The following is a 13717-nucleotide window of genomic DNA, read 5'->3' on the forward strand; positions in this document are numbered from 1 at the left end:
ATGAAACACACCCTGTTTTGTATATGGTCACTTCGCCCCCAGTTTAACACTGCATCTGTAAACGGAGCAAATGATTTTTGTACCCTTTACAAATGAGTGGCTCATGATTATAATGTACGATGATCCCCTAAGATCCCCGCATTATTATGCTTGGTCATGTGCAAATCAATGCCATTAAACCAGGTTTCCTGTATATACACATCGCCCCCCAAATCTATCAAGGGGGTTTTTCTATGTTTCTTACTTCACAAAAGCTGGATGCGCGTATTCATGAATTATCCCGTTATCGTTACCGTGATAGCATTTCTATTCCATCCTTCCTTAGTTTGGAGGATAAGCGCAAAGAAATTAATCCTGAAATTCCCGAGGTCAACGAATCCTGGACTCCGCTTCGTACGGGTGAAACCTGGACTGGTCGCGACCTTTATTTATGGTTGTCCGCCCATATTGATATTCCATCTGATTGGACTGGCAAAAAAGTGCTGGGCATTTTTGATTTTGGAGAGACTGGCGCCGGCAACAACTCCGGATTCGAGTCCCTGTTCTATTTGGATGGCCAGCCTTACCAAGGCGTGGATTCCAATCATACCGAAGTTTTTCTGAACGAGGATTTCGCGGGAACCCGTCAGCATTTTCTGTTCCGCCTCTGGTCCGGTCTTGAAGGTGGAGGACCACGCAAGAACCAGACACACGGCATACGCGCGGCAGAAATCTGCTGGCTTGATGAGATCGCTGATGACTATTATTTCTCGCTGTTGGCTGTAGCGGAAACTGTAAAGGTACTTGATCCAAATCTGGCCGAGCGGGCCCAATTGCTGAAATACGCAGATCAATCCTTGGCTTTGATCGACTGGAGTCACCCAGGATCACCTGAGTTCTACACAACTCTTTATGAGGCTCGGGATGATTTGGCCAAGCATATCGAAGCTATGGAAAAATCAACTCCGGTGGAGATTACTTGCATCGGCCATACCCATATCGATGTTGCATGGCTATGGCAGCTGAAGCATACCCGTGAGAAATGCGCTCGTTCCTTTTCGACTGTTTTGAGATTAATGGAGTTATTCCCAGAGTATATTTTCTTGCAAACTCAACCGCAGCTGTATGAATATGTGAAAAATGATTACCCTGAGCTTTATGAAAAGATCAAAGAGCGGGCTGCTGAAGGACGTTGGGAAGCTGGCGGCGGCATGTGGCTGGAAGCCGACTGCAACCTGACCTCCGGGGAATCCCTTGTGCGTCAATTGCTGGTGGGCACAAGATTTTTCAAGCAGGAATTTGGAGCGGATTGCGATTACTTGTGGCTGCCTGACGTCTTTGGCTACAGCTGGTCCCTGCCGCAAATTCTGAAAAAGTCAGGAATCAATACGTTTATGACCACCAAAATCAGCTGGAACCAATACAACCGGATGCCGCATGACACATTCAACTGGCGCGGGATTGACGGAACTGAAATTCTGACCCATTTCATTACGACAACAGAGCCATGGTCGGAGCCAGGGTCATGGTTCTACACCTATAATGGTCGTATCACGCCGAAGACCGTCAAGGGAAGCTGGGATGCCTACCGCAACAAAGACATGAACCAGGAACTGCTGCTATCATACGGCTTTGGCGATGGAGGCGGCGGCGTCAACCGCGAAATGCTGGAAATGCGGCGCAGACTCGATAAGCTGCCGGGAATGCCTAAACTGAAGACAGGACGTGCAGATGAGTTTTTCCGCAGGCTGAACGATACTGTAGCTAAAACAGACAGCTATGTCCATACTTGGGATGGCGAGTTATATCTCGAATATCATCGTGGCACTTATACTAGTCAGGCTCATAATAAGCTGATGAACCGCAAGCTTGAGCTGCTGTATCGAGAAACAGAATGGTTAAATGCGATGCACAGTGTCATTGGCGGCGACTGGAGCGTATATCCTGGCAGTTCGCTTCATGAAGGCTGGAAGATTATATTGCGCAACCAGTTCCATGACATTATCCCGGGCTCGTCCATCCGCGAGGTATACGAGGACAGTCGTGTTGAATATGACGAAGCGGAGCAAATCGGTAAACAGGCTTGGCAGCAAGCCGAGACCGCCCTTGTTGCTGAAGCAGCAAATAACGGCGAGTTCACGGTTTGGAATTCCTCGCCTTGGGCATGGACCGGACTGGTTGAAATTCCAACATGGGACGGAGCATCCAAAGGACGCTGGAAGGATATTCATGGGGTGGAACTGCTCTCGGAGAAGACCAACAACGGTTGGCTTGTAGAGGTACAGGACGTGCCTTCGCTTGGATATACAACGATCACCTTCGAGCAACAAGATAATGCGTATGAGGCAGACAGCACAAATCCATTTGTATTGACCGCACACGGCGTTGAAACACCTTTCTACAAGCTGGAGTGGAATGAAGCCGGACAGTTAACTCGCATCTATGATATTGAAGAGCAGCGCGAGGTGCTGGCGAAGGGGGCTCGCGGGAACGTTCTGCAAATTTTTGAAGACAAGCCGCTGGCCCACGAAGGATGGGATATTGATATTTTCTATCAGCAAAAATCACGGGAAATCAACGCTTTGACTGAACTTAAGGTTGAAGAATGCAGTCCATTGCGAACCGTCGTCAGCTTTGCCTGGACATACGGACAATCCACGCTGTCTCAGCAAATGATTTTGTACGGAAACAGCCGCCGGATCGATTTTGTAACGGAAGCAGATTGGCACGAACGGCAGCAGCTGCTTAAAGTAGCCTTCCCGGTTAACGTTCGCTCCACAGAGGCGACATATGACATTCAATACGGTAATGTAAAGCGCCCAACCCATTGGAACACAAGCTGGGATATGGCCCGTTTTGAGACGGTTGGACATCAATGGGCTGATCTATCCGATCAAGGTTATGGCGTAAGCCTGATGAATGATTGCAAATACGGTTACGACATTAAAGATAACGTGATGCGTCTTTCACTAATTAAATGCGCCATTCACCCAGACACCGAAGCAGATCAAGGCTACCATCGTTTCACGTATTCCCTCTTCCCGCATAAGGGAACATGGCTGCAAGGAGATACTGTCCGCAATGCCTGGGATCTCAATAATCCGCTTAAGGCCAGCCAAGGAAGCGCAGAGGTACAAACGCGCTCCATGTTCAAGCTGTCTTCAAATACAGCTATGATCTCTGCTGTGAAGAAAGCCGAAGACGATAATAAAGTGATCGTTCGTGTTCACGACTTTTCCGGCAGCCGAAATGTTATCAACATGGAAAGCGACTTTAACCTCGTATCCTGGCAGGCATGCAATTTGATGGAACAGCCGGAAGGCGAACTGCAGCATAACTCTCTTATTTCCTTTGTGCTAGAGCCTTACGAAATCAAAACCTTTATTATTGATCTTGCTAAATAAACGATTCATGGATTAAAAATGCCCCCTGATTTCAAATTCATCAGGGGGCATTTTGTTAATTATCAGTTCAATACTTACTTCAGTTTAGCTACACTAACAGCGATCTGTTCGATTTGGCTGCTGCTCAGAGAACCGTCAGGGGAACTGATCGTCACTGTCCGGTCGTCCAGTTGGAAACCCAACATCGGCGTATCTGAAGGTGAATACCACTTCGCGCTGACGCCGCCCGCCAGCTTAACCTTCTTGGATTCATAGCCAGTGGAATAATCCCGTGGCGACACATTAACAATCATATGCTTAAAGACCAGATTGACTCCATCACTCGTACCTACTGCTTTAACGTAGTTGTCGTTATTGGCCATTTGCTTTGGAGCATAAGCCGTCTCAAAGGAATCGAAATTGGCGTAAGCCTTTTTGATCGCCTTGATCTGTGCTTCACTGTAATTGACGGTTGTCAATTTACCTACGGGTTGGCTATCGCCGGCCTGTTTCGTATCCAGACGGATCTGCTGGCTGGCGGCATCGAACTCTACATTGATTCCAGCCATGTTGGAAATGGCCCGTACTGGTAAATACGTCGTATTTTGATAGGTGATCGGCACCAGCTTTTTGCCATTACTATCTGTTAAGGATTGAACGGTTCCGTTTACTTTAAAGATAATGCCGTGATTCAGATATGCGTTGATCTTCTCAAGCTTGCTTCCGGCATACACACCGGCGGCTCCCGATATAGTCATCCCCAATACGATAACGGACAAAAGTGTTTTTTTCATAACGAATCTCTCCTTTTTCATAACGAATCTCTCTCTTTTTTCTGAACAAAATCATTTTTTGAAATCGACGATATGTGTTACGATCAGCTTCTCTTTGTCATCCACCGTGATTCCCAGCCTGGTGCCAGAAGGATTCCAGCTTAGCGGATAAACCGGCTGATACGATAACCCTAGCGGCGAAACCTTGCCGGATACAGTATCAAAAATATAGATACCATTCATGCCACCTTTATCCTCGGTATAAACCGCGAAAGCCAGCTTGGAGGAATCGGGGGACCAGGATGGATAGGACAGCAAATCACCTTTACCAATCAGCAAGCCTTGCACATGACCACCCGTATCGTAGATGAGCAGGCGCGGTTCTTCCTGCCCGCCGTTTCCTGCGGTAGAGACGGCGATCCGCTGCCCGTCAGGAGACAGGCTCAAGCTGGAGACATCCTCTGCTAGTTGGATTGGCCGAGTTTGTGTGGGGGTGAAGCTCTTCAGGCGGCTTTTGGCATCCGTGTAATAAATCTTCCCGTTGCCCACAGCAAATTCGGTGAAGATCTCTATGTCGGAATCCTGCAGCGCAATCTTTTTCCGGCTACCGTCCACGGATATGTTCCATATCTCGCCCCGGTCCTTCATCGAGCCGGTTGCAAGAATATAGGAGTCATTATTAAGCCAACCGCCCATTTCCATATAATTGTCGATTGCAACTTCACGCAGCTCTCCTGTAGCGATATTTTTGATCGTATTCACGGCCGTATATTTATTCTTCCAGGTCTGAATGAAGCTGTATTTCCCATCCGGCGATGGAAAAGATTTGATGACTTCTCCCTGGTCCGCTTCTGCCTGATCCTTGATGTTCAGCCGCTTTCCCGTCTCCAGATCAAAACGGAACCGGCGGTAGCTATATTGCCCTTCCTTCGTAGCCGTGGCCTGTTTCTCCAACGTGGTTTCCTGGATTTCCAGTTCATGGTCTGATAGCCATTTCTCGATATTTGCGCCATCAATCCGGTGTATGCGCTGAACGGCAATTCCCTGCTCGGCAGGCGGTTTGCTCTCTTTGACTACTGTCAGTTCACGTTTTCCTCCTCCCGTCTCGGCTCTAGTTTGGCCTGTTGTATCCGGCGTGCTGCGCTCCTGCTTTGCGTTACAGCCGGATAAGATGCCGGCTGACAGCAAGGTCGCGGCAAGCAGTCCGGCGATGTATTTCCCTTTATTGATCTTCATCGGGGGTCCTCCTATTCAAAAATGTTATTCAGACCCAGGTCGCTTGATCCAGTTGTTATTTTCTTCCGTTTCAACAGGCTGCAAGCTCCCCCATGGCCCTTAGTATAAAGAGACAATATTGCGCAAACATATCTGGCTTGTAACGAACTTGTAAACAATCCAGGAAGCCGAAAGTCGGCTCAAATCACGGCGAAAAGCCCGGATGATCTCGTTCATTCCGGGCTTCGCCTTCGTCATTTTTGTATATTTTATCCTTTGCAACCGGAAGCATCTAATGGAAGCTCAACCCTGAAACGCGACCCGTTCGGTCCCGTCTCGGAAAGCTGTACCGTTCCCCCTTGCTTCTCAGCCAGATTGCGAACAAGAGCTAATCCAAGTCCTGTTCCGCCGCTGGCTCTTGATCGGTCTCTACTGACCGTATAAAACGGATCGAAAATACGGGATACGGCATCCTCCGGAATACCGAATCCTGTATCGGCAACCTCGATGATCATCCGGTGTGCTTCGTCTGCTGACGCTGCAGTGTAGTTAAGCAGGTGAACTTGTCCGCCTGGCCGATTATATTTTACCGCATTGTCCAGTAAATTAAGCATTATGTGCATCACGTTCTCTGGATCGGCCCACACCTCACCTGCAACAAGTGAAGTATGGATCGTAACCTTAGAGCTGTCTGCCTTTCCTTGCAGCCGGGCTACAGCTTCCTCCAGCAAAGGCCGCAGCGGAACCGTCTTCGCATGTGTCTCAAACTCGTAAACATCCATTGCTGACAGCTGCAGCGCCTTTTCCACAAGGCTGTACAGCCTCTGCGCCTCCTCATGGATGCGCCTGCCGGCATCATCCAACAGGGCAGGATCATCACTGTACATATTCAACAGGTCGGAGTACGCGATAATCGAAGTTAACGGCGTCTTCAGCTCATGGCTGATATTGCCGATGAACTGCTTTTGCTGCTGCTCCAGTTCCCGCAGCCTCCCCACTGTTTCAAGCAGCTTCTGCTTTTCTTCATGCAAAGCACCGACTGAAGTGGAGATGCTTCTGCTCATTTTATAGATTCCTTGTGCGAGTTCACCTAGCTCATCCTTTCTGACTACCGAAGGGGCTGACAGGTAATCACCTCGACCAATTTGCGATGCCACCCTGTTCAGCCGATCAATGATATTGACCTGCCGCCGGACATACACATATCCGATCAGGAAACCAATACCAAGCACGGTGGCTCCGACAAGAAGAAACAGCCGGCGAATTCGGGCGTAAAAAGCATTTTGCTCGGCGAGTGAAGCATGAAACTGCACCGTCCCCAGACGCTGCTCGGCATTGTACAGGGGAGCGAGAAACAACAGCTGATCCCCTTCTGTAATATACGCCGACTGTCCCTGGGCTGTAATTTGCAGAGCATCCTGCACATCGGCCCGGGGCTGAAATGGCAGCGAGGTGCCGGCAATGGAGCCATCCACCGTATACAGCGTCACCGCCATACCGCTTTGTGCGCCCAAATCCACGGCCAGCCGCTGACCCAATTGCTTCATAAACCGCTCCGGCGGCATCCTGCCTTCGGTCAGATATTCCTCCCGCACGCGCAGATTGGCAGCTTCTGCCTGCCGGGTAAAAGACTGCTCGAGCAAGGTTCGCTGGTTCTCACGGATGCCGCTGAGCACCAGCACGCTCAGGCAGGTTACGACAAAAACGAGCAGCAGGGCGAGCAACAAAGACATTTTCCCCTTCAGGCCCAGCCGGAATTTTCCTGTCATTAGGGTGCCCCCGTGCTTTTATAACCGATTCCGTACACAGTCTGAATGAGCCCATGGTGATTGCCCAGCTTTTTGCGCAGACGCTGCACATGGATGTCCACGGTGCGGGTGCCGCCCGCAAAATTCATATCCCACACCTTCTCCAGCAGCATCTCCCGTGAATAGACCCGCCCCGGATTTCGCATCAGCAAAACCAGCAGATCAAATTCCTTAGGAGTTAAATCCAGCAGTTCCCCTTGAATACTCACCGTGCGGCTGAACATCTCTGCAGTTAACTCTCCCAGTCTCAGCACATCCTGCTGCTCCTGCTGCATTTGTTGCACATAACCGCCCCGGCGTGATAGAGCCTTGACTCTGGCCAACAGTTCCCGCATATCAAAAGGTTTGGTCATGTAATCGTCGGCGCCCAGCTCCAGTCCCAGCACTTTATCGACAATATCATCCTTGACAGTCAGCAAGAGAATCGCAGGCCGCGGTTGTCCATCCAGCTTGCGACATACGTCATAACCGCTTACACGAGGCATCATGACATCGAGCACCATAACAGCAGGCAGGAACGTCTTCACCTTGTCCAGCGCCTCCTGACCGTCCGCAGCCATCTCCACCTCATAACCTTCTCTGCGCAGCGCGTATGCTAAAGCCGACCGGATGCTGCTCTCGTCATCTACCACAAGAATTTTTATCATGAATATCTCCTCGCATGCTTTGTGCCGATAATCTTGCATCGTTGCATCTGGATGAAAAAGTTACCTGTAGCATAAGAAAAACGTCTATCGACGTACTCTCTAGGAAGACAGACCGCGTTTAGCGGATGTCTTTCTTGCGATATCAGGATGCGTTTCCCGGAAGTTTATACTTTCTGATATCTTAAGATAAACGTCTATCGACGTACTCTCTAGGAAGACAGACCGCGTTTAGCGGATGTCTTTCTTGCGATATCAGGATGCGTTTCCCGGAAGTTTATACTTTCTGATATCTTAAGATAAACGTCTATCGACGTACTCTCTAGGAAGACAGACCGCGTTTAGCGGATATTTTTCTTGCGATATCAGGATGCGCTTCCCGGAAGTTTATACTTTCTGATATCTTAAAAAAGTATGTTGATTTCGTCAAATCATTCATTTCTAGGACAATAGCGGCGATAAAAAAGTAAACCAGCCGTCCCAATGAGCCGGCTGGTCGCAATTAGCAATCCCTAAAAAGACTATATGTTTCGTTCCTCATACTCAAATGGTCCTTCACATGAGTAAATCTCATGGAAAAATCCCAAATACGGGATATCGTCTTCCAAGCATTTTATACGATACGATAACTCCTCATCACACTCTAGCTCTTCGCCGTTGTTCCGCATTACCTCGAATGCATCTACAACATTTTCCATGAGCGTTACCTGAATGAATAAGGGTAGCGTATCCAACATCGAATCTTCGATCTCAGTCTCGGATCTGTATCCCGCGAGGACTGTTTCAAAATAATCATCCATAAAATTTTTACGTTTACCGGCGTCTGGTTCAAATTGTATCCAGCCTACTCCGTGTGTCCAGAGATTTGCCAGGTCATAAATATACCAACAGAAACATGAATTATCGAAATCATATACGGTGATTTGCCCGGTTTCAAAATCTATCATATAATTCCCATCACTGTAATCAAAATGGACCATGCCGAAAGTCTCCTGGTTCCTGTCCAATCCCTTTAACGTGTTGAGAAGCTCTACCAGCTTCTCCTTAAGCGGAGATAAGGAGCCAGGTATCAGCTTATCGATATATTCGGCATTGTATTTGTCAAAAAAACTATACCGGCGATGGACAGGAGTATACCCTTTCGATATTTGGTGCATTTTCCCCAGGACTTTACCGGAATTATAATAATATTCGGTAATTGGAGCTCCCTCCCGGTACCGATAATTATTTTCTGCCAGCATTTTTCCCTTGGCTTTTTCGAACAGGCAGATATAAAAGGTATGCTCATTATGCGTGATCTCTTCCAGCAGATTCCCCTTGCGGGAGCTGACTACATTCGAGACACTTCCGCCATGCTCAAATAAATACCTGATATACTCCACTTCGGCCAGAAAATCTTCCCGGTTTCTGTCAGGTAAGAAGGCGATTCTAAGTATTTTGGCGTCTGCGCCCTCTTTCTCACAGGTATAAACGACATTTCGTCCTCCATCATGTGCCGGAATCAGCTGAATTTCATAACCTTCTAATCCGAACAACTCTGATATTGATGGAAGCAAATATGCATCCACGATTTTAACAACCTCGTTAAAATTCAACATATTCATATTTTCTTTAGCTTGCAATCTTTCTGTGCACCTTCCTTCATCAATATTATGGACTTAAATGATAACCACCTTGTTTAACATTGATACGTCACCCTCTCGGCTTTTTCTATTTGATATTCTATATGGAAATACCAGCTAAAATCTAGGGAAAGTTCTTATATAACGAAAATCTACTTTCAAGACAAGATCACGCTTGCTCCAATAAAAAACAGCGGTAGTCTTTGACTGCCGCCGGTTTATTGAACTAACATGCCCGTTAGTTATGGCATATAATTTCCTTCTTAAAGAAAAGGCTCCGTACCTTTGTCCTGTGATAGCCGTTGCTTATCCATTTTGTGAAATGGTATGGAATAGGTCCACACTAGGATGACATAAGGAGACCTGTTCACTGCTATATTCTTTTAGAAACAGGTATACCATAAAATAACGGATGAAGGAAATGTTCCAAACGAATACGTCGGAAATATGAAGCCTTGTGTAAAACCAAACGGATTAGTAGATGTGACATACATAAGAAAAACATTAAAGGTGCGGGTCACAATTAGTGTCCATCGGTTCTGACAGCCTGCAGCGAATGTCGTAACGCCTTGGATCGGATACTGGGATACAAAGCTCTGCACTTGAGCTGGGGACTGGGATAACTGCTGAAACGCACCCAGCAATTGGGGCGGTGGTGGCGTAATGCCTGGAGGTAATCCCGCTCCCGGCCCTACCCCTGGTCCCGGAAATCCAGGCGTGGGAAGCACACCACCTGGCGTTGATGGAATTGGAAAAGGCAAAAATGGACTGAGTGCTCTATAGGTATTCATAAATCACACTCTCTCTTATTAGGATCGAAATATATCGTTACGCTACAGTATGCATGGGCGATAGCACATGTTCTTTGAACCCATAAATAAATGAACGCGTACTGCTAATGTTTTCGCTCCTAGCCGGTGATTCATAGCTCCCCTTCCCCCCGGAGATAATGCAAAAAAGCAACCGTCATCCGGCGCTTTCATGCATTAACCATCTACGCATGAAAAACCACGATGCGTTTGCGGACATCATCGCTAAGTACATCTGTCGATAAAATTAAACGGTTCGTCCCAAACATGCAAATGAGCGCGTTCGCAGAGGCTTTTCGCAATCAGAACCTTCTTCTTCTGACCGCCGCTATATGAAGCGATGTCCTTTTCAAATTGCAAGCGCGAAAAATCGAGTTTTGTAATATGGGTCAAGCACCATTCGATATCTTGAGGGGAGCCGAAATAAGCTTCGATCTGTCTTCCGATGTGTGCATTTGATTAATACGATATGGCCTTATAAAAACCAGGCTATCTCCTTGGTAGAAGACGACCTGGTTTTCTCTCTGCCTGTTAAGGGAAATTGACAGCTTATTGGAAGTTTGCCGCATAAATGCCGGGACGCTTATGATTCCATGGCCGGGCGGCTTCTAATTGACCAGCTAGCCGCAACAGCGCTGCTTCGTCGGCGAAGCGTCCGGCAAACTGCATCCCAATGGGCAAGCCGTCGGAGCTCCAACCGAGCGGCAGCGAAATAGCGGGCTGGCCCGTCGTATTAAAGAGACTTGTGAACGGAGCGTAAGTAAATACCTGTTCCAACCAGCGCCTTACGTCGATTTCCGGATCGTTGGCGTTCAGCACGCCGAGCGGAAGCGGCGGAGAAGCGAGCGTCGGGGAAAGCAGTGCATCATACTGCTCAAAAAAACGGCCGACGGATCGAGCGGCTTTCGCGCTGATATCGAGTGCTGTCAGCAGATCGTGGGCGGACAAGGAAGCGCCGTACCGGTACGTTTTCAGGATCGTTGCTTCAAGGTTATGTTCCGAAGGTATCCGGTTCAGTGCCTTCGAGAGCCGCTCGATCCCATGGTAGGTGTTGGCCGCCCAAAGGTTCATGGTTGCCTCGAACAATGCCTCGTCATCCACCTCCGGCAGGGCCTCCACCAATTCGTGCCCCAGTTCCTCGCATAAGCCGACGGTTTCATGCAATACCCGCAAGCATTCCTTATCAACGGGCGTGCCCGATAACGGATTTCCCGTCCACGCAATCCGCAACCGCCCCGGCTCCGCAGCTGCTTCTGCCGAAAAGGGACGACCCGGGCGCTCCGCCCAAGCATATGCTCCCGAATCGGGACCTGCTACCGCATCCAGCAGCGCAGCTGCATCGCGAACGCTTTTAGTCACGGCAAACTGAACACCAAGGCCGCTCAAGACTTCTCCGTTGTCCGGTCCGTTGGGCGTTCTTCCACGTGTCGGCTTCAAGCCGACCAGACCGTTGCAAGACGCCGGAATGCGGATAGAACCGCCGCCGTCATTGGCATGGGCAAGAGGCACGATGCCTGCCGCTACGGCTGCGGCCGAGCCGCCGCTTGAACCGCCGGGACTTTTTTCCGGATTCCAAGGGTTTCTCGTCGGCCCGTACAAGACTGCTTCCGTTGTTGCATTGAATCCAAATTCCGGCGCTGTGGTAGACCCTATCGCCACCAGACCCGCCTGACGGAACCGTCTCATCAGCTCGGAGTCGTACGGATAAATCATTCCTTCCCCCAACCGGCTGCCGCTATTGAGAGGCACTCCCGCGGCATGCAGAGTCGAATCCTTTAATAAAAATGGAACACCTGTAAACGGTCCTTTCGGTAAAACAGACTCGCTTTCCTTTATCGCCAGTTCCTGCATGGAAACGGCTATTACGTTTAATTGCGGATTCACCAGCCGGATGGCTTCGCAAGCCAACGCCGTCAATTCCCGAGGCGCAACTTCCCCGCGCTTGACCAGCTCAGCCAGTCCCAGTCCGTCATATCTCGCATATTCGTATAACTTCATTGCACTCACCTCTTTCTTGGTTATGCGCTTATCATAAGAGGTGGAGCATCCTTGAGATCAAGCCCGCCTTAAACCGGTTTTTCCAAAAAAATCTAGAGGGCACCCATAAAAATGGCTTATTATTATATAAAAGTAAGAAATGGAGGTATATAGCATGAAAATTGGGGCATTCGCCAAGAAGTTTGGCGTCTCCGTCGATACGGTCAGATACTACATTGAGTTGGAGCTGCTGCTACCGGATAAAAAGGCAAGCGCCCAATACGAGTTTACTCCTTCGTGCGTAGACGATATGGCGTTTATCAATGAGATGAAGCAATATCATTTTACTCTTCAAGAGATCCGCCAAATGCTGTTGTTGAAGCGAATTGCCGATTTTACCGTCGCCGAAGACGTCAACCGCTATTATCTTCGTTGGATGGACGAAAAAAAACAGCAGCTGAAGAGAGAAAAAGAGGAACTGGAAAACTCGCTTCGGCGGCTCGAAAACAAATTGCTCGCTTTGCAAGACGAAACAAGATCGGACGCGGAGATTGGAGTTCCTTACTCTTTTTTGCCTTTGCTCTACTGTCCCTCATGCCGCATCCCGCTGCAGATCCGTAACGCTTGCCTTCAGGGAAAATATATGCTTAGCGCTCAGTTGAGCTGCTGCTGCTCTTATCGGGCGGAAATCAGGAACGGCATCCTGCTTACCTCGACTAAAAGAAACGCACGCTCTACCTATGCCTATGGCTATGACCACGAGCGTTTTAAATTGATCTCCTCCGCTTTTATCGGCCTTACGGAAAAGGGCAACCTGTGGATGGCAAGACGTCTTATAAGCGAGTCTGCAAAGCATCGGCTGATTGTGGAAGCCAACGCTGACGTGTATGCGGTTCTGCCCAGATATATCTCGTCTCTCCCACCGGAAACGATGTATGTTTTTTGCGGTACGTCAAGCGAACTGCTCATCAGACTCCAAAAGCGGCTTACGCAGAGTCATGAAAATTTGCAGGCGCTTTACATCGTCAACGGCGATTGGCAGCTTCCTCTTGCTCCCGCAACCGTCGACTTGATCGTCGACAGCTTCTCGTTCAACGATTTCTCGTTGGAAAACCGGCTCTTTCCGCTTCTCCCGATGCTGCCTTATCTTAAGCCGGACGCCCGAGTGCTTGGACAGTACTTGTATTACCAGCCGCCAGCGGCTTCGCTCTCGTGGATTCGTCATTTGTTTCCGCAAGCGCATGAGCGGACCTATTATCCAGAATATTTGAATGAGAACTTCTTCCGTATCGGCATGGAGTTATCCGAGTGCGAGCCGCTTGGTTGCACGAAGGATCCGGGCAGCTATTTACGCTATCACGTTCCGAATGAAAAACTTCATCTGTTGGCTTACTTGGCTACATCATCACATTCTTGAAGCATGTGTATCCTGATAGAATAATCCGAAATCGGAATAGAAAAATCCCTCCGATCTGGCAGCAGTGTCATCACTGTAACTACAGGCATG

The 13717-nt window shown here is 48.7% G+C and carries 8 protein-coding genes and 1 pseudogene; 2 read left to right on the plus strand and 7 right to left on the minus strand.

The features are described from left to right. Window positions 1–233 precede the first annotated feature (233 nt). Window positions 234–3383, plus strand: coding sequence for an alpha-mannosidase (locus tag L6442_RS16065; protein ID WP_212980701.1), 3150 nt, complete (start codon window positions 234–236; stop codon window positions 3381–3383). 74 nt (window positions 3384–3457) lie between these two features. On the opposite strand, the gene L6442_RS16070 is transcribed toward L6442_RS16065, so the two are convergent. From L6442_RS16070 to L6442_RS16100, 7 genes and pseudogenes are all read right to left on the minus strand, one after another. Continuing rightward, window positions 3458–4156: a stalk domain-containing protein gene (locus L6442_RS16070; RefSeq protein WP_212980700.1), complete on the minus strand. Its 699-nt coding sequence runs from the start codon at window positions 4154–4156 to the stop codon at window positions 3458–3460. 51 nt (window positions 4157–4207) lie between these two features. Continuing rightward, on the minus strand, window positions 4208–5371 hold the full coding sequence (locus L6442_RS16075; RefSeq protein ID WP_212980699.1) for a TolB family protein: 1164 nt from the start codon (window positions 5369–5371) through the stop codon (window positions 4208–4210). A 248-nt stretch (window positions 5372–5619) separates the two neighbouring features. Then, a complete protein-coding gene (locus L6442_RS16080; protein ID WP_212980698.1) occupies window positions 5620–7119 on the minus strand; it encodes a sensor histidine kinase in 1500 nt (499 codons plus the stop codon). Beyond that, entirely contained in the window at window positions 7119–7805 is a 687-nt protein-coding gene (locus L6442_RS16085) for a response regulator transcription factor (RefSeq protein ID WP_212980697.1), read from the minus strand. Before L6442_RS16085 ends, L6442_RS16080 begins: the two co-directional genes overlap by 1 nt. Before the next feature lie 518 nt (window positions 7806–8323). Further along, complete coding sequence (locus L6442_RS16090) at window positions 8324–9406, minus strand: phosphotransferase enzyme family protein (protein WP_212980720.1); 1083 nt, start codon at window positions 9404–9406, stop codon at window positions 8324–8326. Between the two features lie 1052 nt (window positions 9407–10458). Next, window positions 10459–10686 (minus strand): annotated as a pseudogene (locus L6442_RS16095) (ATP-binding cassette domain-containing protein); the annotation flags it as partial. 96 nt (window positions 10687–10782) lie between these two features. Beyond that, window positions 10783–12231 carry an amidase gene (locus L6442_RS16100; RefSeq protein WP_212980696.1) on the minus strand — a complete coding sequence of 483 codons (1449 nt, stop codon included), beginning with the start codon at window positions 12229–12231 and terminating at the stop codon, window positions 10783–10785. A 154-nt stretch (window positions 12232–12385) separates the two neighbouring features. Between L6442_RS16100 and L6442_RS16105 the strand changes: the two genes are divergently transcribed. Further along, window positions 12386–13627, plus strand: a complete 1242-nt coding sequence (locus tag L6442_RS16105; protein WP_212980695.1) for a MerR family transcriptional regulator — start codon at window positions 12386–12388, stop codon at window positions 13625–13627. Window positions 13628–13717 lie beyond the last annotated feature (90 nt).

Origin of the sequence: Paenibacillus azoreducens, assembly GCF_021654775.1 — a bacterium.
Lineage (GTDB): Bacteria > Bacillota > Bacilli > Paenibacillales > Paenibacillaceae > Paenibacillus_AQ > Paenibacillus_AQ azoreducens.